The organism is Vibrio penaeicida, assembly GCF_002933855.1.
Taxonomy (GTDB): Bacteria; Pseudomonadota; Gammaproteobacteria; order Enterobacterales; family Vibrionaceae; genus Vibrio; species Vibrio penaeicida_A.
Window position 1 is genome coordinate 1 of sequence record NZ_BFAQ01000044.1, and the last position, 26,020, is coordinate 26,020.

The 26,020-nt window shown below is 43.5% G+C and carries 24 protein-coding genes; 11 read left to right on the top strand and 13 right to left on the bottom strand.

Going from position 1 to position 26,020, the window contains the following annotated elements:
• Positions 1–391: 391 nt before the first annotated feature.
• The 11 genes from VPNCDNU1_RS22645 to VPNCDNU1_RS22695 all read right to left on the bottom strand — a co-directional run bounded on the left by VPNCDNU1_RS22645 (position 392) and on the right by VPNCDNU1_RS22695 (position 15,014).
• Positions 392–1,585, bottom strand: coding sequence for a hypothetical protein (locus VPNCDNU1_RS22645; protein ID WP_104402457.1), 1,194 nt, complete (start codon positions 1,583–1,585; stop codon positions 392–394).
• Positions 1,582–2,292 carry an ABC transporter ATP-binding protein gene (locus tag VPNCDNU1_RS22650; RefSeq protein ID WP_104402458.1) on the bottom strand — a complete coding sequence of 237 codons (711 nt, stop codon included), beginning with the start codon at positions 2,290–2,292 and terminating at the stop codon, positions 1,582–1,584. The genes VPNCDNU1_RS22645 and VPNCDNU1_RS22650 overlap by 4 nt, the downstream gene beginning before the upstream one ends.
• 2 nt (positions 2,293–2,294) lie before the next feature.
• Positions 2,295–3,518 carry an ABC transporter permease gene (locus VPNCDNU1_RS22655; RefSeq protein ID WP_104402459.1) on the bottom strand — a complete coding sequence of 408 codons (1,224 nt, stop codon included), beginning with the start codon at positions 3,516–3,518 and terminating at the stop codon, positions 2,295–2,297.
• The gene (locus VPNCDNU1_RS22660; RefSeq protein ID WP_104402460.1) at positions 3,508–4,737 is read right to left on the bottom strand and encodes an ABC transporter permease; all 1,230 of its coding nucleotides are present in this window, start codon (positions 4,735–4,737) and stop codon (positions 3,508–3,510) included. Before VPNCDNU1_RS22660 ends, VPNCDNU1_RS22655 begins: the two co-directional genes overlap by 11 nt.
• Before the next feature lie 39 nt (positions 4,738–4,776).
• Complete coding sequence (locus tag VPNCDNU1_RS22665) at positions 4,777–5,532, bottom strand: outer membrane lipoprotein-sorting protein (RefSeq protein WP_104402461.1); 756 nt, start codon at positions 5,530–5,532, stop codon at positions 4,777–4,779.
• A 200-nt stretch (positions 5,533–5,732) separates the two neighbouring features.
• Positions 5,733–8,138 (bottom strand): phenylalanine--tRNA ligase subunit beta, encoded by a 2,406-nt coding sequence (gene pheT, locus VPNCDNU1_RS22670; protein ID WP_104402462.1) that lies wholly within the window; start codon positions 8,136–8,138, stop codon positions 5,733–5,735.
• 18 nt (positions 8,139–8,156) lie between these two features.
• Positions 8,157–9,140 (bottom strand): phenylalanine--tRNA ligase subunit alpha, encoded by a 984-nt coding sequence (gene pheS, locus VPNCDNU1_RS22675; protein WP_104402463.1) that lies wholly within the window; start codon positions 9,138–9,140, stop codon positions 8,157–8,159.
• A gap of 555 nt (positions 9,141–9,695) precedes the next feature.
• Positions 9,696–10,850 (bottom strand): hypothetical protein, encoded by a 1,155-nt coding sequence (locus tag VPNCDNU1_RS22680; protein WP_104402464.1) that lies wholly within the window; start codon positions 10,848–10,850, stop codon positions 9,696–9,698.
• A 9-nt stretch (positions 10,851–10,859) separates the two neighbouring features.
• A complete protein-coding gene (locus VPNCDNU1_RS22685) occupies positions 10,860–11,639 on the bottom strand; it encodes an outer membrane lipoprotein-sorting protein (RefSeq protein ID WP_104402465.1) in 780 nt (259 codons plus the stop codon).
• A gap of 49 nt (positions 11,640–11,688) precedes the next feature.
• Entirely contained in the window at positions 11,689–14,046 is a 2,358-nt protein-coding gene (locus tag VPNCDNU1_RS22690) for an efflux RND transporter permease subunit (RefSeq protein WP_104402466.1), read from the bottom strand.
• A 179-nt stretch (positions 14,047–14,225) separates the two neighbouring features.
• A complete protein-coding gene (locus VPNCDNU1_RS22695) occupies positions 14,226–15,014 on the bottom strand; it encodes a TetR/AcrR family transcriptional regulator (RefSeq protein ID WP_104402467.1) in 789 nt (262 codons plus the stop codon).
• A 198-nt stretch (positions 15,015–15,212) separates the two neighbouring features.
• On the opposite strand from VPNCDNU1_RS22695, the gene VPNCDNU1_RS22700 reads away from it, so the two are divergent.
• The 11 genes from VPNCDNU1_RS22700 (at position 15,213) to VPNCDNU1_RS22750 (ending at position 24,754) form a co-directional block, all read left to right on the top strand.
• Positions 15,213–16,334, top strand: coding sequence for a PQQ-dependent sugar dehydrogenase (locus VPNCDNU1_RS22700; RefSeq protein ID WP_167404866.1), 1,122 nt, complete (start codon positions 15,213–15,215; stop codon positions 16,332–16,334).
• 79 nt (positions 16,335–16,413) lie between these two features.
• Positions 16,414–16,944: a septation protein A gene (locus VPNCDNU1_RS22705; RefSeq protein WP_104402468.1), complete on the top strand. Its 531-nt coding sequence runs from the start codon at positions 16,414–16,416 to the stop codon at positions 16,942–16,944.
• A gap of 221 nt (positions 16,945–17,165) precedes the next feature.
• On the top strand, positions 17,166–17,552 hold the full coding sequence (yciA, locus tag VPNCDNU1_RS22710; protein ID WP_101115342.1) for an acyl-CoA thioester hydrolase YciA: 387 nt from the start codon (positions 17,166–17,168) through the stop codon (positions 17,550–17,552).
• Between the two features lie 56 nt (positions 17,553–17,608).
• A complete protein-coding gene (locus tag VPNCDNU1_RS22715) occupies positions 17,609–18,085 on the top strand; it encodes an NUDIX hydrolase (protein WP_104402469.1) in 477 nt (158 codons plus the stop codon).
• 130 nt (positions 18,086–18,215) lie between these two features.
• Entirely contained in the window at positions 18,216–18,512 is a 297-nt protein-coding gene (locus VPNCDNU1_RS22720; protein ID WP_101115340.1) for a YciI family protein, read from the top strand.
• Between the two features lie 4 nt (positions 18,513–18,516).
• Positions 18,517–18,921, top strand: coding sequence for a GspS/AspS pilotin family protein (locus tag VPNCDNU1_RS22725; protein ID WP_101115339.1), 405 nt, complete (start codon positions 18,517–18,519; stop codon positions 18,919–18,921).
• A gap of 514 nt (positions 18,922–19,435) precedes the next feature.
• Positions 19,436–20,578 (top strand): ABC transporter substrate-binding protein, encoded by a 1,143-nt coding sequence (locus tag VPNCDNU1_RS22730; RefSeq protein WP_104402470.1) that lies wholly within the window; start codon positions 19,436–19,438, stop codon positions 20,576–20,578.
• A 48-nt stretch (positions 20,579–20,626) separates the two neighbouring features.
• On the top strand, positions 20,627–22,342 hold the full coding sequence (locus VPNCDNU1_RS22735; protein ID WP_104402471.1) for an ABC transporter permease: 1,716 nt from the start codon (positions 20,627–20,629) through the stop codon (positions 22,340–22,342).
• On the top strand, positions 22,308–22,955 hold the full coding sequence (locus VPNCDNU1_RS22740) for an ATP-binding cassette domain-containing protein (RefSeq protein WP_104402472.1): 648 nt from the start codon (positions 22,308–22,310) through the stop codon (positions 22,953–22,955). The genes VPNCDNU1_RS22735 and VPNCDNU1_RS22740 overlap by 35 nt, the downstream gene beginning before the upstream one ends.
• Positions 22,948–23,613: a CDP-alcohol phosphatidyltransferase family protein gene (locus VPNCDNU1_RS22745; protein ID WP_104402473.1), complete on the top strand. Its 666-nt coding sequence runs from the start codon at positions 22,948–22,950 to the stop codon at positions 23,611–23,613. The genes VPNCDNU1_RS22740 and VPNCDNU1_RS22745 overlap by 8 nt, the downstream gene beginning before the upstream one ends.
• A gap of 265 nt (positions 23,614–23,878) precedes the next feature.
• Complete coding sequence (locus tag VPNCDNU1_RS22750) at positions 23,879–24,754, top strand: BspA family leucine-rich repeat surface protein (protein WP_272897584.1); 876 nt, start codon at positions 23,879–23,881, stop codon at positions 24,752–24,754.
• Positions 24,755–24,870: 116 nt separating this feature from the next.
• Here VPNCDNU1_RS22750 and VPNCDNU1_RS22755 read toward each other — a convergent pair whose 3' ends face one another.
• Positions 24,871–25,164, bottom strand: a complete 294-nt coding sequence (locus VPNCDNU1_RS22755) for a hypothetical protein (RefSeq protein ID WP_104402475.1) — start codon at positions 25,162–25,164, stop codon at positions 24,871–24,873.
• A 35-nt stretch (positions 25,165–25,199) separates the two neighbouring features.
• Positions 25,200–25,946 carry a polyphosphate kinase 2 gene (gene ppk2, locus VPNCDNU1_RS22760; RefSeq protein WP_224055442.1) on the bottom strand — a complete coding sequence of 249 codons (747 nt, stop codon included), beginning with the start codon at positions 25,944–25,946 and terminating at the stop codon, positions 25,200–25,202.
• Between the last annotated feature and the right edge of the window lie 74 nt (positions 25,947–26,020).

The following is a 26,020-nucleotide window of genomic DNA, read 5'->3' on the forward strand; positions in this document are numbered from 1 at the left end:
GCTTATGATTTTCGCCAATTTTTTTCTAATGCCATATTAAGCGCAAACTGTAAGTAGCTGATAATTTACTCAACAGAAGTAATGTTTTAAAGATAAATATTCCGATATAATTAAAATTACCAAAATATAAACCCACTCATTAAACAAATAAAAGTTGATTAGACTATTGTAAATTTTGTGTACTTTTTACATGTTTTATTAGGTAATTCATAAAGTTGAGACAAAATTTGCGAACTTTTGCGATTAGAGACACATCATTTATGAAACAAAAATCAGATAGTTCAAATGCATAGCAACACACAACAATCGGAGCTTGTTGCTGCTTTTTATGGATCAATTTACAAACCAAGTGCCACAATTCGATTTCCGGCTTTAGCCAGTGCGTTCCAAATTAGAAACTCCATTTGACTTGAGCATAAACAGCGGTACCGGATGTTTTACCGAACACGCTATTTGCTCTTCCATCAAAGCGCTGAATCACTCCGATCAGCTGCGCCTCATCTGAAATAGAGTAACTTGTGTTCACACCCAAAAATAGAGAACCATCACCATATAATGTAGAACTGACTGTTAGGCGCATGAGTGGGGATACATCGAACCCTAGGTCTGCATAGGCGGTGTGCTTATCGAAGCTCATGGTTCTCGGTGAAGTTGGCTTGTTAAGATAATTCGGCGCGCTAGTTGGCTCTTGTGGTTCAGAGATATAAAGCGCAGCGACTCTTCCCAACCAGTTTCTTCGCCCACCGAAGCTATAATCCACTTCGACACTGGCTATAATACTATTCGTTAGTTCTAAATCTTCCCATTTGTCTTTAGTCGGGGAAAAATAACTTACCTCACCTCGTACACCAGCGCCTTTAATGTCACTTGCAAAACCTGCTCCTATTACCCAATCCAGCTTGGCTTTGCCTACCATTAATTGGTAATCCCAACCAGAGTCATTTCCTAAATAGCGCGCCGAGTAACTGCTTTGGTCATCGTCTTCGCTGGGTGAATACACTACGTCAAAGCTGCTCGCATAACCCAAACTTCGGCTGAGTTGTAATGCGTCTGCTCCGCCTTTCTCCTCGTAATCAAAATCATATATGGAGTAAGTGTTGTATATATCGTTTGGGTTCCATATCGTCGTCATCGCCCAGTTAACACGAAATCGCCCTGCTCTGGCTCGCCATCCACTTCCGGAATAGTCAAGATAGGCTCGGTCAAATTGTGTGGTTCCAATTTGCCTACCGTTGTCATGCCAGTTGCTCGTTAAATCAAAGAACCCATCATCCTGACCGACTACGCTTCCGTAATTGGGGTTGTTAGTGACGGAATCTCCCCAAATAAAGCGGTTTCTCATGCTAACGTTGGTTCGGAGGGATGAGCTAAAGCGATATTCAAAGTTAAACCTTTGGTGTAAGAGATGATCCGTTAAGTGAGTGCTTGATGAATCAGCCGTATTAAAAGTCGCCATATACTTAATATAGCCCCCCAGATCCCAACTTTTTTCGGGTACTAACCCTGGAATCTGGGCAAAGCTGGAAAACGACGCACAAGTTGCAATTAGATAGCTCGCTGAAAACAGATAACTTACAGATTTCATACCAGTTCCACGTCAACTCGTTCATTTTGTTGCTTGTCTTCTGTCAATTGACCGTCTTCAAAAACGATCACGCGCTTAGCGCGTTTGATGACCCTTGGGTCGTGAGTGGAGAATATGAATGTTGTCCCCTCTTCATTGTTCAAACGCTCCATAATATCTAACAGCTCTGCCGTGCTTTTTGCATCCAAATTTGCCGTTGGTTCATCTGCCATTACAAAGCGAGGTCCGGGAGCAAGCGCTCTCGCCACCGCAACCCGTTGCTGCTGCCCACCAGATAGTTTGGCAGGCACTTTGTGCATCTGATCTTTCAACCCAACGTTTTCGAGTAGTGCTGACGCTCTGCTTTCGCACTCCTGAGCCGGTCGATCTTGCAACTGCATGACAAATTCAACATTTTCTAAAGCGGTCAATACTGGAAGTAAACTGTAGTCTTGGAAGATAAACCCAATATGATCCCGACGAAACGCTATCAGCTCTTTTTCCGGTAAATCACAAATATCGCAACCATCAATGCTGACCTTTCCTGCGGAAGGTGTATCGATTCCACCAAGCATGTTCAAGAGCGTGGTTTTCCCAGAGCCGGATGGCCCCATAACCGCGACGAATTCTCCTTGTTCAATCGTCAAATCTAGCGCTTTAACCGCATGCACGGGAAAGTCACTGTCTTGGTTATAGGTTTTGCGTAGCCCATCTATTTGAATAGTCATAATTAATGCTTCTCCGACATAGCTTGCACTGGTTGTTGCTTAAGAATTTGCCTTGCCGGATACAGTGCAGCAATGACACTGGCAAGAACGACCGTAAACACAATAAGTTGATACTCTGATAGCTGGATGCGTGGATACAACACAGTGTCCACACCATAAGCACCTAACGCATCTGACATGATGCGGAGATCAAGCCCTGTATGATTCAAAATGAGAATCAAGGTTACGCTGGCTAGCACACCCAAACATGCCCCTAACGCGCCTAAGAACGTTGCTTCGCATAGAATGAGCGTGAATATTCGATGTTTTTGCATCCCTACTGCCATGAGCACACCAAACTCTCGTGTACGCTCAAAAACAGACATTAGGAGAATATTGACAATCCCGAAGCCCATCGCGATAACAAACACACCCAAAATTAAGCCGTTACTCGTCGCCATTGAACTTTGCGCCGACGCAAGCATCGGCTGAATTTGACGCCAACCTCGCGCTTCACTCTCATTAGGCAATATGGTGTTTATTGATTCTAAAAATGCTTCTATTGACTCGGCCGATGGATCTTTTAGTAGGATGGCCACTTCATGTGAACCTTCAATGCCGGCTAACTTCGTTAAATCGGATTTCCTTACATAGATGTTGCCGTCGTCAAAACTGCTTGAAGGCGTTTTGAACACACCTCTTACTCGGAACGCTGCACCAGCAACCTCATTATTGGTGTCTGAAAAAGTGAGCACCACCTTTGATCCGACCCTCAAGTTAAGCCTTTGCGCTGTTTTTTCAGAAACGAGAACGGGGTTCCGACCTTCCTTACTTAACCAGTCCCCTTTAATAATGTGAGATGACAACGGCGTTATTTTCCGCTCAGAGTCCAAATCCACTCCATTGATTTTTATGCCTCTATTGCTTCTCGCAGACGCAACCATTCCGTGGACAAGAAACCGAGCTGACATTTGCACCACATCGGAACGACTTTCGATTGCCTTTAACATCGCCTCCGAATCTGGAATGAGCGCATTGAGATCTGGGTTGTCAGAATGAGATTTGTGATGAATTTGAACGTGGCTAGTTTGCCACGAGATGGCGTTACTCAGCATGCTATCCATTAAGCCATTCATAAAGCCCATGATGGAAACCACCCCAAGTAACCCAAATACCATGGCACCCAGCATAATCCCTGTGCGAATTTTATTTCTCCACAAGTTGCGCCAAGCGAGTTTAATCAGCATGTACACCCCCTTTTAGTGCATTCACTAAATCCATCCGATACACCCTAAACATTGGGTAAAGCAGGCATAAAACTAACAGACCAATAATGATGGAAACCTGGTTCACATATAGGCTTGCAGATAATGCAAAGGGAAGAATGGGCTCCATACCCGCTTCCAGCATAAGCGTTGCAGTATCACCGGTTAGCTGGATAGGATTGAAGTAAAAGTAAATTAAGACTGGTGTTGCTAACAACATTCCAATAAAAGCGCCAAGCGCACCAATGAAAATGGACTCTATGCCAATCAATACAAGTAAGCGGCTTCTGAGCAATCCTGTTGCTAGCATGACACCAAACTCACGTTGTCGCTCAAGCGTCATCATTAGAATAGTGGCAAATAGCCCAAAGCCAACAACACCGTAAAGCACTAGCATCATAAAAATGCCCCCTGCTTTATCCATTTGAATGTTCTGGGCGGTTTCAGGAGAAAGGTCTCGCCAATCCCTCACACGCACATCTGAACCAAAGGCGTCTTTTAACTCTTTTACCTTTCGGTCTAAGTCATTAAGATCTTCAACGTGCATAACCCAATTGGTGATTTGATTTTCTGTACTGAACATTAACTTTGCTTGCTCAAGCGGAATGTAAACCAGCTGGCTTTCTAACTGGGGCATAGGAAACGAAATTAGCCCTACCACCTTAAACAGCCCTGCCGCGGTTTGTCCTCTGTAGCCTTGACCGTAGAGCACCAACTCATCGCCTACAGATAAATTCATATACCGTGCTAACGATTCACCCACCAGTACTTCCTGACCTTCTGGGTTCAGATAGTGACCTTGTGTCACTTTTTCACCGAGCTTTGCATAATCATCTTCAAGGTCTGGGGCGATGCCAATAACCATGACACCTTTGGATTTTTCTTTCGCTGCTGCCAATGCAAATGATTCAATACGAGGGAGTACGTGTGTAAATTCAGGGTCTTTTGTTACTGGGGAAATAAACTCAGGGGAACCCGGAATCAAATCATCAATACTGTTGCTCTCACCAAAATTTGGGTGCTGCAACTGAATTAACCCTGTAGAAAAACGAGCGCTGTTTTCGATACTGTTGGTGTAGGTCCCTTCTTGTAACGAGCGCATAACGAGCGAAAGAAATAAAGCTAACGCTAATGCAGAAGCTGTGAGTAGCGTTCTGCGCTTTTGTCGCCATAAGTTACGCCAAGCTAACGTAAATAGCATGATATGTCCTTAAAGGAGTAAAGACTGCCGATTCTGAGTTTAGTCACGTAATGTTTTCATTTGTGATTGTGAGAAAAAGTCGTCACCTATCTCAAAATCAAACTGGGCTTCATGCGTGATCATTTCTGTTTTCTGACCCGGCTTATCTGCCGGAATCATTTCCATTCGGGTCGCGATATTTCGACCACCAAGCTCTTTCACTTCATATGTGCTTAATGTGTTCACTAACTCATCAAACTCGTCATAAAACTCCACCTTTCTTTGAAGGTAAGTGTCTTGTGAAATCCATAATGTCACTTTACTCCAAACAACAGGCGCATCTGGTTTGGCGGTTGCTTCGATCTTCCATGTTGATACCGAGTCAAACGTATCTTCTCCCACCAGTTCATGGGTATAGTCGACAACAATGGAAGACTGATTAATGAGATCATCATTGGTGAAGTCAGACCCCATCCAAGATTGCCCTAACATGGAAGGCGCAATTTTAATCACCCTCTCGATTCCGGGTATCCAGTTCCACATTTCTCGATATCTTTTTAATGAGGTAGACCCTTTGTCCTTTGCAGGCGCCGTGACCAAAACCAAAGAAAGATCTTGCCCTTTGCTCCAAGATTTCATGCTCATAGAACGAGTCCAATCAGGGCGGACAATGTTCATTGTAGAAACGGTGTAACTCGATTCGCCTCTCATTTGCTGATCGGAACGCTCAATAATTTCCGTTGCGTTCAGTGTTTTTTCAGACGAAACACTCGTGAGGGGAAGTGCCAATAAAAGTATCGCTAGCCAACGCTTCATGTTGCCTCCTGTAAAAGATACATATCCAAGTAGCCCCAAGGTATTTGGATATATGAACATGATGATATATTTTGGATTAACGATGCGTTAAGGAAGATCAAATTGCCAGACGATTTACAACTATCTGAATGAAAACGGGATAACAGGTACAAAAAAAGCAGGCTAATTCGCCTGCTTTTTGTCTATTTGGTGAGAATCAACTAGTCACGTAGTGAAGCGCCAAACTTCTCAGAGACGTGAGCGACGATCGCATCAACCGCACCCGCGATGTCTGCATCTTCTAGCGTGCGCTCTACTGATTGTAGTGTTAGCGCGATAGCTAGGCTCTTCTTGCCTTCTTCAACGCCTTTACCTACGTAAACGTCAAATAGCTTAGCACCTTTCAAGAACTCACCACCTTGTGCTAAACATGCAGCAACGATGTCACCAGAAGCGACAGCTTCATCAACAACAACGGCAATGTCACGACGGTTTGATGGGAACTTAGAAAGCTGTACTGCTTCAGGAATCACTTTCGTGTTGATCGCTGACCATTCAACTTCGAATACGATAGTACGACCGTTTAGACCAAACTTACGCTCAAGTTCTGGGTGAACCGTACCGATTACACCTACCTGCTTCCCACCGACAATTAGTGCCGCAGATTGACCAGGGTGAAGCGCTGGGTTCGCTGCTTTATCTTCAGCAGAAAGCACTGCGAAAGAGTAAGCGACTTCGTTTGCAGTTAACTCAAGAACGGCTTCTAGATCGCCTTTAAGGTCGAAGAAGTCCACTGTGTTTGTCTCGATATCCCAGTGCTCTTCACCGCGAGTACCTGCGATAACACCTGCAAGTATCGGCTCTTGACGCATACCGTTTTCAGCTGATTCACACGGAATGAAACGTAAACCGTATTCGAATAGACGAACACGTGGCTGTTGACGTTTCTGGTTATGAACTACTGTGTTTAATAGACCTTGGATAAGACCTAAACGCATCGCTGACATGTCCGCAGAAATTGGGAATGGCAGGATTAACGGTTCAACACCAGGAACAACGAGCTTTTGCTGCTCTGGTTCAACGAAGCTGTACGTAATCGCTTCTTGGTAACCGCGGTCAACAAGTAGGTTACGAACGCGTTTTAGCGGGATATTCGCTTCGACGTGGTTGTGCATCTGAAGTGCAGCAGCTGGACGTTGGTTAGGAATATTATCGTAACCGTAGATACGACCCACTTCTTCAATTAAGTCTTGCTCGATAGCAATATCGAAACGCCAAGTTGGCGCTGTTGCTGTCCAGCCTTCGTTCGTGCTTTCTACCGATAAACCAAGACGCTCTAGAATCTCAGCCACATCGCTATCTGCAATATGGTGACCTAGTAAGCTATCTAGTTTAGTGCGACGCAGTGCAACTGTGTTTGCTTTTGGTAGGTCAGCCTCGGACTCAGCACCCACTACTGGCGCGACTTCACCACCACAGATCTCAACAAGAAGTTCTGTCGCGCGTTCCATTGCGTTTGCTTGTAGTGCGAAGTCCACACCACGCTCAAAACGCATTGAAGAATCAGTGTGTAAGCCATAGCTACGAGCGCGACCACGGATGTGATCCGGTGCGAAGAACGCACACTCAAGTAGAACGTCTTTAGTCTCAGTCGTTACACCAGACTCTTCGCCACCAAAGATACCCGCGATTGCTAGTGCTTTGTTGTGGTCTGCGACAACCAGAGTATCTACGTTTAGCTCTGCTTCATTACCATCTAAAAGAGTCAGCTTCTCGCCTTGCTCTGCTAGACGAACCACGATACCACCTTCGATCTTCGCTAGATCGAATGCATGCATCGGTTGACCTTGCTCTAGAAGAATAAAGTTGGTGATGTCTACCACTGGATCGATAGAGCGAATACCACAACGGCGAAGTTTCTCTTGCATCCAAAGTGGTGTTTCAGCTTGAACGTTAACGCTCTTAACTACGCGACCTAGGTAACGTGGACATGCTGCTGGCGCTTTTACTTCAATCGAAACTGTGTCATCGATAGCTGGAGCAACAGCATTTACTGCTGGCTCTGTAACGTCTGCACGGTTCAAAACGCCAACTTCACGAGCCATACCACGGATGCTGAAACAGTCAGCGCGGTTAGCCGTAAGGTCTACGTCTACTGTTACGTCCTCAAGACCTAGGAATTCGCGGAAATCAGTACCGATAACAGCGTCTTCAGATAACTCTAGAATACCATCAGATTCTACATCGATACCTAGTTCAGAGAATGAACAAAGCATACCGTGAGATGGTTGACCACGTAGTTTTGCTTTTTTGATTTTGAAATCGCCTGGTAGAACAGCACCAACTGTTGCTACAGCAACTTTGATACCTAAGCGGCAGTTAGATGCGCCACAAACGATGTCTAGTAGTTCTTCAGCACCAACATCTACTTTTGTTACACGTAGCTTATCTGCATCTGGGTGTTGACCACACTCAACCACTTTACCTACTTTAACGCCAGTGAAAGAACCAGCAACAGGCAGTACGTCGTCTACTTCTAGACCCGCCATCGTAATTTGGTGTGTAAGTTCGTCAGTCGATACCGCAGGGTTTACCCACTCACGAAGCCATGATTCGCTAAATTTCATTGTGATGTATCCCCTGGATTACTTGAACTGTTTTAGGAAACGAAGGTCGTTCTCGAAGAACGCACGAAGATCGTTTACGCCGTAACGAAGCATAGTTAGACGCTCTACGCCCATACCAAATGCAAAGCCAGAGTACTTCTCAGGGTCGATGCCTACGGCACGCAATACGTTCGGGTGAACCATGCCACAACCTAGAACTTCAAGCCATTTTCCATTCTTACCTTTCACGTCAACTTCTGCTGAAGGCTCTGTGAATGGAAAGTAAGAAGGACGGAAGCGAACTTCTACTTCTTCTTCAAAGAAGTTACATAGGAAATCATGCAGGATGCCTTTTAGCTGTGCGAAGTTTACGTTCTCGTCGACTAGCATGCCTTCCACTTGGTGGAACATTGGCGTGTGCGTTTGGTCGTAATCGTTACGGTAAACACGGCCCGGAGCGATGAAACGGAATGGTGGTTTACCATTTTCCATTGTACGGATCTGAACACCAGACGTATGAGTACGTAGCATAAGGTCTGGGTTAAAGAAGAACGTGTCGTGGTCAGTACGCGCTGGGTGATCTTCTGCGATGTTTAGTGCATCAAAGTTATGGAATGCATCTTCAATCTCAGGACCAGACTCAGTGTTAAAGCCTAGCTCACCAAAAAACTGCTCAATACGCTCAACTGTACGCGTAACTGGGTGCAAACCACCGTTCTCGATACGACGACCTGGTAGTGTTACATCAATAGTTTCAGCAGCTAATTTTTCTTCAAGTTCTGCACGTTGTAGTGCATCTTTACGCGCTGCGATAGCTTGTTGAACTACGCCTTTCGCTTTGTTGATTTCTTGACCAGCAGTACGGCGCTCTTCTGGTGGTAGTTTACCTAGGCTTTGAAGCTGAGCGGTAAGCTCGCCTTTTTTGCCTAGATACTGAACACGCACTTCATCAAGTGCAACTAACGAATCCGCCGCTTCAATCGCTGCGTTCGCATTAGCAATGATCTCTTCTAGATGTTGCATCGTTTCCTCATCTACCTATGTAAAGAACATAAGTGGTAGTGTCTATAAGGTTTCCCTGATGGGATTCTTGGGTATTTTCAAATAGCTTTACATAGTAATCAAAGCGATGGTTAAATCCAAACCCAATTCCACTTTCATGCGCTTTACGGGTGAAAAAACATCAAAAAATTGCGTTTGATACCCATTGTTAGCAAAAAGCGCTGCTTTCACAGGTTTAATCTACTTGGTTTGGGTTTATGAAATTCATATCACCCATCCCCAAAAACCAAGGTGATCAAATATGAGAAAGCGCAACACCTGGAACAAATAAGCTTTAATATGCTCACAAAATTATAAATAAAAATTAAGTCTTTATTTTGGGGCTCAGAAATGAACGGAAATTTACTTATTTTTGTTTGAAATACTGAGGGTTTAAACTAGGATTACTTATGTGGCGCAAGCTACAGTCTTACTCGCAAAACACTTTAAAGCCGGGCATTGCCCGGCTTTGTTTTTTAGGTCGCTTTACGTATTTACAGCATTGAAGCGACTTTTTTGAATTACAGCATTTTAGCCTTAAAAATAATACTCCAGTGACAGCTCTACAAAGTCATCTTGCCGACCAAAATAAAGCAAATCTGTCGGTGTATCATTTTGCAGTAACCAAGCATCTGCTCGCCACTTCCATTGATTATTGATTCGGCTAGATGCTTCCACTCTTCCATTAAAAACATCGCTATTGTCTAAGTCTTGCGTTACTCCAACAAGAAACTCTGTTCCTTCTGCGTCATTAGCGACAAGACGAGCACCAAAAAACACATCATTTTGCCCTATATTTTGTGCATTGTTTCCTCGGGAATCGTAAAGATACTCGGCAATCATTCCTACGTCCCAATCGGATTCAGCAAAACCCACCAGCGTATATTCAAACCCCGCGACAACCCCAGTGTGGTTATCGAAACTGTCACGGTAAATCGTTTCGAGTTTCCATAGCCAATCACCTACAATCCCTTGAAGGTCGAAACCAACTTGAGACATCTGGGCGTAATACGGTTTTACTTCACCATTATCCATTCGAAAATAGGGATCGCGATTCGTACCATTAAAGTAAGAAAGCGCTACATCCCAATCTCCAAGCATTTGGCTGTATCGAAAAGCGAAATCAACGTGTTGTTCTTCTTTTGATGATTCATATAGCGCATCATCAGAAACGGGTAATCTCAGCCTTCCATCCTTTCCAGCAAACGTTCGTTCACGGAAATACGGTAGAACCAAGGCATCAACAATGCCCCACTCACGATCCATTGTTACCTGCACCATGGGCTGACCCAGCTTTTGCTCCCCATCCAAAGACTCAACCGAATCTGATTGGTTTACCACATCCACTAGGTGTGCCGACTCTGTTACTCCCCAGAACACTTTGCCAATACCTGCGCGCACTTCGTAGCTGTCAAACACATGCAAATATTGGAGCTCTCGAATGTCTGCGTGTGTTCTTTCTTTGTCTAAACTATCTAATCGAGCAAATGGCATAAAGCTCCATTCACCATTACCAGACTCAGTCGCCCAATACCATTGAGGCTTTAGTACCAATGAGGATTGCTCTTTTCCCTGCCCATCAAGACCGGATTGGAAAAACTGCCTGTGCTCCAAATTCACCTGACCGCTGAATTCTGCTGCGCTAGGCAATGTGATTAAAGCTGCTAAAACCGTTGCTATTCGTATTGTCATCGCATTTCCTTATCGCACTCGTTTTAACGTATTTTTGCTAAAATCACTGTCGCTTAACCCGTTTTTGAAAGCGAGTTCTTCGGTGCTTAGAACCGTACTTTTTCCTGATTGGTGATTCACCATCTTCATTGTATGAGCACGCCAGTATCTATCCTCATATACGCGATAGTCTGAAAACGTCAGTGTTTTCAATAATGAACGCTTTCTATCGTAAAACTCGACTTTCAATGGGCGGTAATGCATTTGATCAAGCCAGACAAGCTGTTTGGTGTAGCCTGAGTTTTTATCCGTCGGGATTTGCTCAAGAAGGAAGACAGGTTCCCCTTCTACGACATCATCTTGAATATAGCTAAATTGATACTTTTCTATTTCAAACGAACTTAGGTCTTCGTAAGCGAACTCACTGCCCATAAAAGGACCAGATTTGTTACGCGAAGATATGCGCTTCACTCGTTTTAATGCTGGAAGGTAAAGCCATTGGTCATCCGGTTCAGTTGCGTGTGAATGGTTAAGAAACGCCGTTCCTTTTACATCGCGGGGTTCGTCAAAAATCGTTAACCCTTTATCACCATCCCCATCGATTTCTAAAGATTTCAATCGCATTAGTCTTGAGCTGCTTTCACCCTGTGCATTTTTTAATACCATGCTCATGGTCGCGATCGAATCTTGCCAGCCTGTATCTCTCGCTTTTCTTTCACTAGCAATTTCAAGCCCTTTGGCACTATCAGCAAAGACCTGTCCAGAGAACAAAACACTAGCCAGTAAAACAGAGGTATATTTAAATTTCATGGTGTAATCCTTTAATTCAAAGCAGGCGGCATCACCACCTGCACAAATGTTATTGAGAGACTGTTCCAGGTTTGTTCAAGGAAACAGTGCGTTCGGTTTTTTCTTCTTCCACTTTGTCTTTATCAAACAGCATCAAAAGTGTCGGTAAGAATAAGAAATCGACAACCAACGCTAGGAATATGACAAGTGCACTCAATTGCCCCATATCAGAGTTCAGACGGAAACTCGACATTGCCAAAATTGAAAATCCAACAACTAAAACGACAGTAGTAATACCTAACGCTCTTCCAACGGTGTTAAACGCATATCGAACCGCTTGCTCAGCGTCTTTACCTTCATTGCGGGCACGTTGATACTTGCTGAGGAAATGAACCGCATCATCCACGACAATTCCCAGCGTTAAAGTAACCACAACAGACAAGCCTAAGTTGATCTCGCCTGAATAAAGCGCCCACATTCCAAACCCGATGACTGCTGGTGCCATATTAGGAACGATACTGATCACTCCTAATCGAACAGAGCGGAGTGCGAATATCATGAGTGCAGAAATCAAAATTAAGGTGATTGGAAGCGTTGCCAGCATGCTTGCCATGTTCGTTTCCCCAATATGGGCAAACATTAAGGTTGGGCTAGAGGCAGAGATTTCATATTGTGGTGCATTCGTTGCGAACCAGTCGTAGATCCGGTTTTCGATATCAACCAGCTCTTTGCTCCCTAGGTTCTGAGTAGTCAGAACCAACTTCACTGAAGATTTGTCCACATTGACTTGGTTGTTGAGATCTAAGCCATAAGGCAACGACATTTCATACATCAACAAATACTGAGCTGCGAGTTCTCTGTCCTGAGGAAGCGTGTAATAGGATTCATTGTCACCATGCATGTTTTTATTCAATCGCTTGTAAACATCAGCAAGAGAAGCAACATGATCGGTTTCTGGCTGAGCACGAAGCCAATCGGTGAAGCTTCCTAACGTTTCTAAGAAGGCTGGTGCTGCGATACCCTGAGATTCTCCGGTTTTAATCGCGATGTTTATGTTCGTCATACCCGAAACGTTCGCTTCCATGAAATCTGCTGCTTGGCGAAACTCGCTGGTATGGTCGAAATACTTCACGGATTCATCGTTGATTTCGTTTTGAGGAATCAAAGCAGCAGACGCAACAATCACAACGACAGATAACGGAAGCAGGACTTTTCTTTGGTTTACAACGAAGCTACCAAATCGATCCATATAGCTCGTTTTACCCTGCTCTTGCGGTTTAACTTTTATTGGAAGTACTTTTAGAAGAGCAGGAAGAAGCGTTACTGATAGCACGCACGCAATCATCACGCCTAAAGCCGCAAGGTTACCGAAATCTCTTAATACTGGAGAGTCAGACATATTCATCATCAGGAACCCAAGAGCGGTCGTTACTGATGTGATCAAAATAGGCGTGAAATTCAACCAAACACTATGCGAAATTGCTTCATTTTTGCTTTTTCCTTCAAGCATTGACTGACGCATAGTTGCAATAACATGAACACAATCCGCGACGGCAAGCGTCAAAACTAGTGTCGGTATATTTACTGTAGCGGTGCTCAGGAACATACCCGCCCAACCTGATAGCCCCATTGTTGCGGCGACAGAACCAATGATAACGACAAGCGTTGCAACCACACTTAGGAATGAACGTAACATGATGGTTAAGAAAACCAAGATGGCACCGAGCATTGCAGGTACGAGGGTTGAACTGTCTTTTTGAGCAGAGACCATAAAGGCATCATTCAGTGCCACAATCCCAGCTTTGTAGAAGTTTACATTCGGGTATTGGGCTTCGTACTTTGCAATCAACTCGTCTGCAAATGCCACTACTTCAATGAGCTCTGCTGTTTCATCTTTTTTAGGCAGCTGAAGCGTTACGTTAACAATCGTTACGTGACCATTCTCTGAAACAGCAGACTTTACAAGTACTGGCTCTGAAAGTGCTATCTCTTTAATTTTATTAATTCTTTCCGGTGTTAATTCATAATCTTCGAACAGAAGATCTTCCACTAAGAGGTCATCTTCAAACGCTTCGGTATGTTGATAATTTGAAAGTGAATCCACGCGGCTTGAGAAAGGAACTTGCCATGCATCTTCAGTCAGCGCTTTAACTAACCCTAAGGTCTCTTCGCTAAAGACATTTCCATCGGCAGGGGCAAGAACAATCGCGAGATTGTCGGTTTTATTGAATGTGGCTTGAATTTCTTCAAAAGCCTGAAGTTGTGGGTTACTACCATCAAAGAAAATGTTGTAGTCGCCACGGAAATAAAGATTTTTACCGCCTATAATAGCTGCAATCAATAAGACGGTGGTTATCAGTAGAACCCATGGCGTATGGCTAATAGGGCTTCTTAATAACCTAGTGAAAAGGTTTTGTTCAACTTTCATCACACTCTCCGTTTGTGACGTTTCGTCATTTATATGTAATTTAAAACCAGCTCATGCTGGTTAAAATTACTCTACTAGATCGATTCGAGGTATTATTCCTCGATACCATGCAAAATATGACGAATCGTCACCAAAGAGCCTAAATAATCCCGCCTAAGCGGGTTTATTAGAAAGCTTACTTAACGCCCTATAGACTCAAGGTAAGCAATTTCTTCAGCAAATATCTCTTGCTCAACCTTTTGACAGGTCTTGCGATAATCCCATTCAGTAGACAGTGGCTTCCATTGAAGCCCATCCAAAACAATATTGGAGTTCTGTAACACTGAGAAAGGGTCTTGCAAGCGATTTATACAGTAACTGTTTGTCGAGTTTTTAGCGAGTGCGTTTGAGCCAAACGCAACAGACCAATTTGCAAATACGATGGCATCGGAGCTTAGACCTGGGCTGTACTTTAAATCCCCAACTTCAACCGCTTGTTGCACCAACTTATCTGCCTGATCAATGACTTGTTCTTCTAAGTCATTCAACTCTTTTACTCTTTCAGGAGAAGCTTTCTCCAAAACCCAAGGCGTTTTCGACGTTATCACGCAATCAGATAAAACAGGCTCTAACCGTACATAAATTCTATATGCGGTATGCATTGCCATTACTTTTTCGCGTGTTGTACCTTCGTAAGCCATTGAACGACTAAACATCATGGCTTCTTTTTTCAAAGAATGAATACAAAGTGCAAGTACAACGTCTTCTTTACTGCAAAAGTGGTTATAGATAGTACCTTTAGAGTATGGGCTGCGAGATGTTAGCTTATCCATAGTGAAATTGGCAAAACCTTGCTCTTTCACTAATTCTTGAGCGAGCTCAATCAGTTCCATTTCTCTGTTTGCAATAGCTTGTTGTTTCTTTGTCATCGACAAAGAGCACTTTTGCTTTGCGTACTTACTGTCTTTGCTACAACCAAATCCGAACATGGGTCGATCACCGTATAAATATAAACTTGCTCCTATCTCATTGTAACACGTCCACTATCTCTGTATAGGATGACACTTTCGTGACGATACGTCATTTTTGACACTTCGTCATAATAGATGATCAATTGAACATATCAAGCAGTTTTTATGATTTAATAATATTTAGTATTAATACCGTGAATGTAAGAGGTCAGCGTAATGTTTCGAAAATCCAGTTTACTTATGTTGTTTTTGTTAGCGGCACTCAGTACTCATTCATTTTCTCAAACCATGTATTCTCTTGATAAAGTGGGTGAAGTGAAAGGTGTACCTTGGGGGCTAACCTTCATTGAAGACGGTTTAGCGTTTGTGACAACTCGTGAAGGGAATGGCTATGTTCTAGATGTTAAAACAGGCGGTTTAACCCGCGTATCTGGGCTCCCCGACGTTTACGCGCAAGGACAAGGGGGATTAATGGATGTCGCAATTTCCCCGCAAAACCTTGAGTCAGGTAACTCGGCTATAACGAACAAGAATGGCAAACAGCTCTATTTCACCTACAGCAAACCTGCTAAAGGAGGCTCTGCCACTGCACTGGCAACCGCAAAGTTGGTGGGCGCAACTCTAAAAGATTGGAAAGATATTATCGTCACCCAATCAATCACTGACACAAGCCGCCACTATGGGAGCAGAATCGCGTTTGATGAAAATGGACACCTGTTTTTCAGTATCGGTGATCGAGGTGAAAGACCCAATGGTCAGGATTTGACGACACATGCGGGTTCCATACTTCGATTAACCCTCGATGGAGCACAACCAGCCAGTAACCCAGATTTAGGTGGGCAGGCACTTCCAGAGATTTGGAGCTACGGTCACCGTAACCCTCAAGGCTTATTTTTTGATAAACAATCTCAGCAACTTTGGTCTGTCGAGCATGGACCTCGCGGTGGAGATGAAATCAACCTCATTTTGAAAGGCAAAAACTATGGTTGGCCTATCACCTCTCATGGAAAAGAGTATTGGGGACCAATTTCTGTCGGTGAGTCTGAAGAAAAAGCAGGAATAGAGCCACCGAAGAAAGTTTATGTACCTTCGATTGCACCTAGTGGCCTAGTGCTTTATCGGGGAAAGCATTACCCAGAGCTAAACGGGAAAATTCTTATCGGTGCTTTGAAGCTGACTCACATAAATGTGGTCGACCCACAGTCATTTGATGAAACTCGATTGTTTACCGATCTTGGTGAGAGAATCCGTTCAATAGCGATATCACCGAGCGAACACCTTTATTTCGGTACAGATAATGGGAATATCTACCAAATATCAACAGCTAAAATGGAATAGAGATCTGATGCTACAGCTATCTTGAGGTGCAGGCTTTATGTAGACTGGCTTGTAACCTCAAGAAAGGAAAATGATGTAAATGAAACAACTGATAGAGTTTATTCCTCTCATTATTTTCTTCGTGCTCTACAAGATGTACGACATCTATGTAGCAACGGGGGCGCTTATTGTCACGACCGCCATTCAAATTGTGTTGACCTTCCTCGTCTATAGAAAATTCGAGAAAATGCAGCTGATCACATTTGTTATGGTCGCGGTGTTTGGCGGTATGACGTTGTTTCTGCAAGATGAAAGCTTCATTAAATGGAAAGTCACTATTGTCTATTTGGTGTTTGCAATTGGTTTGTTTGTCACTCAACTAATGGGTAAACCTCTTGTTAAGGGCATGCTAGCCAAAGAAATCAGCCTACCGGATTCTGCATGGAACAAAATCAATTACGCTTGGATTGGTTTTTTCTCATTTTGTGCCGCTTTAAATGTGTATGTTGCCTTTACAATGTCTTTAGATATTTGGGTAAACTTCAAAGTATTCGGCTTACTAGCAGCCACATTTGGCTTTATGATTCTTACTGGTATCTACATCTATAAGCAGATACCTAAAGACCAGTAGAAAGATAGCCAATAGCCCGTTTGCTCAAAGATTAATTCAGCTTTCTAGTTTCTTATTCTAAGTTCAGGTTATTTAGAAAGCCTCAAACGTTGTTTGAGGCCTTTTGTCTTGGTAGTATCCCCTCCCCCTAATTAACCCGACTTCTTTATGAGGCAATTTGCCTCTGCTGTTTTGGAAAAATAGATGCGTTATTACCTAACAAAAATAATGGGTGGCCATATATGAGCACACCAAAAGGGCAACTCCTTACTCGAACTTTAGCTATGCCAGGCGACTGCAATGCCAATGGCGACATTTTTGGCGGCTGGATTATGTCTCAGCTGGATTTGGCCGGCGGGATTTTAGCTAAAGAAATTTCAGGAGGACGAATTGTTACGGTCTCCGTCTCCAGTATTACTTTCAAAAAACCAGTAAAGGTAGGCGATGTGGTGTGCTGTTATGGGGAATGTACCAAAATCGGGCGCACCTCAATGAGTATTGAGCTGGAGGTATGGGTTAAACCCGTCAAAGAAGATGGTGTTAAAGACCGATTTCAAGTATGTGAGGCGACATTCAATTATGTAGCCATCGACAGTGATGGAAAACCGCGTCCAATCCCAACGAACTAACGAACTAACGAACTAACGAACTAACGAACTAACGAACTAACGAAGCAAGGTGTCAGATGATTCATTTTCGACAAGGACAGTCTCGATTCAACTTCAGGAGTGCAGCCATCATTATTGATGAAGGGCATATCCTCCTGCATACCAGCAAGAACGACGATTTTTGGTCTTTACCCGGTGGTAGGGTTGAATTTTTTGAACACTCTGACGACACCCTTGTTAGGGAAATCGAAGAGGAAACGGGTCTCAAAGCCGTAGTACAAAGGCACCTGTGGTACATCGAAAATTTCTTCGAATACGACGGAAGTAAATACCACGAAATATCCAACTGCTTTCTCATGAACTTGGACACACCGCAAGCGATACCCAAAGATAAAGAGTTCTCTGGTGTTGAGGAAGACAGCCCATTAGTTTTCAAATGGTTTCCAATAGAAGATGCCAAACAGCTCACTATCTATCCAGAGTTTCTGAAAGAACGCTTGAGTGACCTTCCAAATCACTTAGAGTTCATCAAAGAAGATAAACTACAAAAGTGATAAAGCTTTTCTAGTTGAAACTCACATTTTTAAGCCATTTAAAAGTAAATATCTTTTGCAGAACAAGATCTTTGCTTTGAATCGGTTTAGTATCTCTCTAACTAATCAATTTGAACAGGAAGTCTTATCTATGTGGTACGTGATTTTTTCTCAGGATGTTGAGAATTCACTAGAAAAACGCCTAAGTGTTCGTGAGCGACACCTTGCTCGATTGCAAACACTCCAAGATGAAGGTCGTTTACTTACAGCAGGACCAATGCCAGCAGTAGACAGTAACGATCCTGGTGCAGCGGGCTTCACAGGTTCAACTGTGATTGCAGAATTTGATTCTCTAGAAGATGCAAAAAGCTGGGCAGACGCAGACCCATATATAGAAGCTGGTGTATACGAAAACGTCATCGTAAAACCTTTCAAGAAAGTGTTCTAACTTTATGTCGAAATATTCTTTAGCCAAAGTGATTGGCACCACATTGCTTTCTGTTGGGCTACTTGCAGGGTGTGCTTCTTCGGACAGTAAGCAAAAGCAAATAGAGCTTATTGCGCAGCATAGAGCTAGCGTTCTTTCTGCTGGTCTCCCGACTGAAGTTGGTGCTCTTAATATCATGAAAGCAAGAGCCAAGTCTGGCGTGGTTGAACTGCTCATGATTTACAATCAAGATCAGGGAAAAATTGCTCCACAAGAGCTTATGCATAACGCCATCAAATACTACTGTTCAAGCAATGAAGTGAAAGCTGCCTTAGAACAGGGCGTGCGATATCGCTTAATGTTGCGAAATACTCGAGGGCAGTTAATCGTCGATCAGGCAGTTGCTATTGAGCACTGCGACAAAAAATAGATTAACAACAACTATGTGAATTGGCTTAGCCATATCGCTCTATCCGTTCACTTGGCACTGCTCGTAATAAACGACACTGCTCCTGTAAACGCGCCTAACTCGGCGCGTTTTTTATTACTATGACTAGGCTTCACACCTTGCGGTGCGATTAAGAGGTCTAGAACTCGAACAAAATTCGACCATGAAAGTTCAACAGAACCTAAAGAACTTCAGAGAAAGCCCTCCGCATTAGACGATTAATTCACCCAATCAATCAAAAATGACCCTCTTTCATGGTCTTAAAGTTAAATTTTTGAAAAATTAAGCCATAATTGAAAGGAAACAGGCGTGAATGAGGTCTGATATTGCGATGGAATAATTCACTGTCTCGATGTTGTTTTCACTTTTCAGGGGATTCGTTTTACAACGAAATTGGATGTTCGCAGTCACTGCTTTCTTAAAGACGTTTAAGGATTAAAGTCAAATCAGGAACTAAGTGATTGCGCATTGTATTTATACATTTAAAAGGATAATCATGAAAAAGCTCATTTCTTCATTGTGTATTGCATTGCTTTCACTGCCAGCAGCGGCTGCAGAGCAATGGAAAGACATTGAATTAAAAGCCCGAGGTCAAACCGTATTTTTCCATGCTTGGGGTGGCAGCCAACAAATCAACAACTACCTACGCTGGGCCGACAAGGAATTGCAACGCCGCTACGGTGTTGAACTGAAACACGTAAAAGTCACTGATATTGCAGAAACCAGTTCGCGCCTATTAGCCGAAAAAACGGCAGGAAAAAATAGTGACGGCAGCGTCGATATGGTTTGGATTAACGGTGAAAACTTCAAATCGATGAAAACCAATGAGTTGTTACATGGTCCATTTGTGGAAGGGTTACCTAGTTGGCAATATGTCGATAAGTCATTACCTGTCGATAGCGATTTCTCAGAGCCAACACTTGGGCTAGAAGCACCATGGGGCGTTGGACAACTTGTTTTCATCCACGACTCTAAAAAGCTGAATAACCCACCAGCGACATTTACAGAATTATTAAGTTATGCGCAGGCCTACCCTAACCGTATTAGTTACCCTAAGCCACCTCAGTTTCACGGTACAAGCTTTTTAAAGGCACTGCTTATTGAGCTAACAAATAACGACGCTCGCTTGATGAAGCCTGTGTCGGACGCTGAATTTACACAAGTAACTCAACCACTTTGGGCATACTTAGATAAGCTACACCCAAATAGCTGGAAACAAGGTAAGCAATTCCCATCGGGTTCACAGCAAACGATGCAGTTATTGGATGACAGCCAGTTGGATTTAGCCATTACATTCAACCCTAACGCTGTCTTTTCTGCTCAAGCAGATGGGACGTTATCGGAAAGCACCAAAGCTTATGCAATGGACTCTGGCGCACTATCGAATATCCATTTCCTAGCCATCCCGTGGAACGCACGTGCGAAAGAAGGGGCCAAAGTTGCCATCAATTTTTTGCTTAGCCCAGAAGCACAATCTCGCAAAGGCGACTTGGAAATATGGGGCGACCCAGCGGTACTGGAATCTAAGCATTTAACAGGCAGTGCAAAGAACACTAAATTGTTTAAATCCGTTGCCGAGCCACACCCAAGCTGGCAGATCGCGTTAGAGCAAGAATGGCTTAAGCGCTACGGTCAATAAACCTATTCCTCCCTCTTTTTAGGGGGAGGTTCAACACAGAAAGTCATGATGTTAAGACTCCTATATTTTTTGATGATCGCTGTATGTATCGCCCCTACAATCCCTGGGTTTGTAGGTGTGGTTCTGTCATCGATAAATTACATTCCACCGCTTGGCTATACCCAACCATCAACAAACGGTTTTACCGCCGTATTTGCTTGGAGTGGAGTATGGGAGTCTATCTCTCTAACAGTATTTACAACATTAGTGAGTACGTTTTTGGCGTGCATACTGACGTTTTTCATTCTGCAAGCCTGTTGGCGCTCTACGTTTTGGCAAAAGGTCGAACTCACCCTTTCTCCCCTACTCGCTTTGCCTCATGTTGCCTTCGCTATCGGCTTTTCATTTCTGTTTGCTCCAACGGGAATGATCGTAAGAGCGCTGCACCCTATTCTGGACATGATGCCTATTTTTGGCGATACCGTTTGGGATTTTAATATCGTTCACAATCAAGTGGGTTGGGGATTAATCGCGGTACTGACTCTAAAAGAAATCCCTTTTTTGCTGCTCATGAGCATTCCTATTTTACAGCAGCTAAAAATCAACCAAACCACGCAAGTCGCGCATAGCCTTGGATATAACGATGCTCAAATGTGGTGGAAATGTATTTTCCCTCAATGGCTGCCTAAACTCCGGTTTCCGTTGCTCGCCGTATTGGCATACGGTGCCTCAGTCGTTGATTTAGCCTTGATTGTAGGGCCAACTAACCCACCGACGTTTGCGGTTTTGGTTTGGCAATGGTTTAACGATCCCGATCTTTCTTTGCTTCCTCGCGCAGCAGCAGGGGCCGTTATTTTATTCTTCGTCTGCGCTTTGTTAATCGCAGTCTTGCGTGGCGTGGAGACACTTTCAGTTAAAAAATGCAGAGCTTGGCAGGTTGGCGGTCGATTCGGCATCAAAATGCCCGGTAAAACACTGTTCTTGGGCACAACGTTAATTGCATTTCTCACGTTGCCTTTGATGGTCATTTGGAGTTTTGCTCAGCGCTGGCGTTTTCCCGACTTGTTCCCAACACGGTTAAGTGAGCGTTTTTGGTCAAACGAATGGCAAGGCATCATACCAACGGTGCTTGATAGCCTGTCGATAGCCATTATTTCATCAACCATTGCCCTTATTCTCGCTTTGGTTGGTCACGAATACCGTATTCGACATCGTGTGCATGTTCCGGGGTTCATTATTGCGATTCCGATGTTAGTGCCTCAGCTGTCTATTTTATTTGGGCTCCAGATTACCACGCTGCTTTTTTCATCAGACGCTTACTATTTCTGGGTTTGTTGGGCGCATGTATTCTTCGCCTTCCCATACGTATTTCTGTCGCTAGACGGTCCTTGGCGCAGCTACGACAATCGCTTAACTCAAGCCGCACTCAGCTTGGGGAAATCCCCGTTCCGAGCATGGTGGTCGGTTAAAGCACACATTCTCTTCCCTGCCATCATTTATGCTTGGGCCGTGGGTATTAGTGTGAGCTTGGCTCAATACCTACCTACGCTAATGCTTGGTGCAGGAAGGATCGCGACCATAACAACAGAAGCCGTCGCATTAACCAGTGGGCACGACAGACGAGTCACTGCTATTTATGCTCTTTGGCAGGCACTTTTACCACTGATATTCTTCACCTTTGCGATGCTCACCAATCAGTTACAAAACAGACGTTTACGTCGTACACAATTAGTAAGGACAGAAAGCCTTCATGACGCTTCAGCTAAAAAACCTCGTCATCCATGATCGAGAAAACAAAGCCCTTTTCAATCCGATTTCTTTTGAGGTCGGAGACGGCGAAGTCTTTACTTTGATGGGACCCAGTGGATGCGGTAAATCGTCATTACTCAGTACGATTGCAGGGCACCTTTCCGACGACTTCAAATATTCAGGTAATATCTTGATTGAAGATAAAGAGGTCGGCGACATTAGCCCCCACAAACGTAAAGTTGGGTTTCTATTCCAAGATGACTTGCTGTTCCCTCATCTAAATATTTGGGAAAATTTGGCATTTGCTTTGCCTAACTCAGTGAAAGGTCAAGAACGAAACCAACAAGCGATGTTGGCCTTAGAAAAAGTTGGATTAGAAAAACTGGCAAACTCGTTCCCTAATCAAGTATCTGGCGGGCAAAGAGCCCGTGTAAGTTTGCTTCGAATGTTACTTGCTCAACCAAGAGTCGCCTTGCTTGACGAACCATTCAGTAAGTTAGATAAAGATTTACGCGTTCAGTTTAGAGAATGGGTATTCCAACAGTTAAAGGATGCAAACATACCCGCTTTAATGGTCACACACGATGAAGCCGACGTTCCAGCCAATAGTGCTTGCTTGAGCTGGCCATGGGAGAAAGCCCATGCTTGATAGATTCAGTATTAAGGTAATTCGCGCTCCACTCAATTTGGTGGCTCAATCGCTAGATAAGTTAAACGTGACTGCCAATCAGGCGACATTCGTGGGGTTTCTTATCGGCTGTTTGGCATTTCCAGCATTGATTCTTCAAGAATACAGCTGGGCACTGCTATTTATTGTATTAAACAGAATTGGGGATGGCATTGATGGCGCGCTCGCCAGAAGGCACGGCATCACCGATTCTGGCGGTTTTCTCGACATCAGCTTGGATTTTCTCTTCTACTCGTTAATCCCCTTTGGATTCGTTGTTGCCAATCCAGAAGCCAACGCTATCGCAGGTGCTTTTTTGATTTTTTCATTTATCGGTACTGGGTGTAGCTTTTTGGCATTTGCGGTGATGGCGGGCAAACACAATATTGATAACCCGGTTTACACCAACAAATCCCTCTACTACATGAGCGGCATTACCGAAGGAACCGAAACCATAGCGTGTTTTGTGCTGTTCTGCTTGTTCCCGCAATACTTCGCGGTCATTGCCTTTGTGTTTGGCTCTCTATGCTGGATAACCACATTTACTCGAATCTGGTCTGGTTTCCATACTTTGAAGAATATTGAGAAAAAAATCGATAAAGATACTTTTAATGATAGGTCTGAAGAAACTAGCGCTTAAGTCTAATAACCGCAAGCGTCATAAAAACACTTCTTATTGGCGCGTGCCGAACCTAATAATTTTTCCTAGCATATCTATCCATAATACTTTGTTATAGATATCATTTGTGCAAATTGGCGCCCATCCTAAGCCGAAATCAGGTCGCCCAAAACCTTTACATATGTCAAGATTTTGGGTGGTCGTTATTTTAGCCAATCGTTTTTATGTCTTAGATAGCAAATAAATCACTAATATGAATAAAAAATGTATCTTTAGCTCAATTTTAATGGTTATAACTGGTTGTACTGTTAACCAAGAAACACCCCACACAATCTCGTGTACTGAGAATGCAATTGGCGATGTTATTTACCACCAAAATAAGAGCTATTTAGTTGTAGATAATCAAACAATTAGATTTGAAGAAAATCTCGCTAAACTTAAAGCTGGCGAGATTCGGTTCTGTACCTCACATGTAACCGACATGACAGCACTGTTTTATAAAGATCACACATTTAATCAAGATATTAGTGATTGGGATACATCAACCGTCACGCGTATGTCGAATATGTTTTACGAAGCCTTCAAATTCAATCAAAACATAAGTCAATGGAACACTTCAAAAGTAGAAACCATGAAGGGAATGTTCCGTAGTGCCCGAGAATTTAATCAAGATATTGGCAACTGGAATACATCCTCAGTAGAAAATATGCGAATGATGTTTTTTTTGGCCTCTACATTCAACAAACCTATTGGCGAATGGGATACATCACAAGTGACGAGTATGTCCGGAATGTTTGGTGGCAATGAATCATTTAATCAAAGTATTGGTAAATGGAACACTTCTCAAATGAGTAACATGAGCAGTATGTTTGCTGGCGCTATAAAATTTAACCAAGACATAGGTAATTGGGATACCTCACAAGTGACTGATATGTGGGGAATGTTTAGTTATGCCATATCGTTTAATAAGGATATCAGTCGGTGGGATACTTCAAATGTACTTAACATGGCGGATATGTTCATCGGCGCCAAGGCATTCGATCAAAATATCAGTGGATGGAATGTGTCTAAAGTAGATGCTTACCTTCGGTTTTCACACGAAAGTGGGCTCCAAGAAAAGCACCGCCCCGATATCCCTTACTTTTTTGATTTTTCTCGTTAACTTGTGGCTAGCCTAGCATTTAGATTTCGAGGGCGATCGGATGGCGTCTAGCTAAATGGCTGATACCGAATTCCAAAAGTAGCCCTCAAAAACCATTTTCCTGCTAGCCATCAAACCTAAACTGCGACTGGCTTTTTCTCTCGGTTGCTGATCTTCTTCGCTCGGCGAATCGCGGATTTCTTAGAAACCTTCTTCTGAGCAGCCTGAAATGATTGCGCTTGCTTGAGTTCTTTCTTTGCTTTCTTTAATTTGTCTTTTGCAGCAATAGCGGCAACCTCTGCTTTTTCAGCTTGTTCCATGGCGCGCTTAGCTTCTTCTGCAGCTTGTTTGGCAAGTTGAACCGTTTTCTCGACTTCCTTTTCACTCTTCTCAAACAGCTTCTTTAGTTTTTTTAGATCGTTTACTGGCATAGTGTTTTCTCCTTTTCTCATTCAGCCTGCTGGTCTTATCCTGCTTTGGTCATGTCTCTCGGGCTTCCAACAACCTTCGGATCGAGCCTATTAACCACATCGTGATCTTTCCCTGGGTAATCAATCAGGCTCAAGAAGTGGCGCATACAATTGATCCGTCCTCGCTTTTTGTCGTCGGAACGAATTACAGTCCACGGCGCGTCTTTGGTATCGGTGTGGAACATCATTGCGTCTTTCGCACGGCTGTAATCATCCCACTTGGCAAGAGAAGCCATATCCACAGGGCTCAATTTCCATTGCTTAAGAGGATCGTTCTGGCGAGATTTAAAGCGGCGAAATTGCTCAGTTCGACTTACAGAAAACCAATACTTAAATAGGCGGATACCTGAATTGGCGAGCATGCGCTCTAGTTCGGGAGTTTGTCTCAAGAACTCTAAGTACTCGTCGTCTTCGCAAAACCCCATTACCTTTTCAACGCCTGCTCGATTGTACCAAGAACGGTCGAATAAAATGATTTCACCTTTGGTTGGCAAATGCTGAATATAGCGTTGGAAATACCACTGATTTCTTTCTCTTGCATTTGGTTTTTCAAGTGCAATAACATGGGCACCACGAGGATTAAGGTGCTCCATAAAGCGCTTGATGGTTCCACCTTTACCCGCCGCGTCTCGCCCTTCAAAAAGAATGACAATACGCTCGTTGTTTTCTTTAACCCACCCTTGCAACTTAAGTAACTCAATTTGCAGTTCGTGCTTGTGACGTTCGTATTCCACAACATCCATTTTTGTTTTATAAGGATATTTGCCGTCCGCATTCCACGGAATCTTGCCGTTTTTCGCGTTGAGGTCGAATAAGA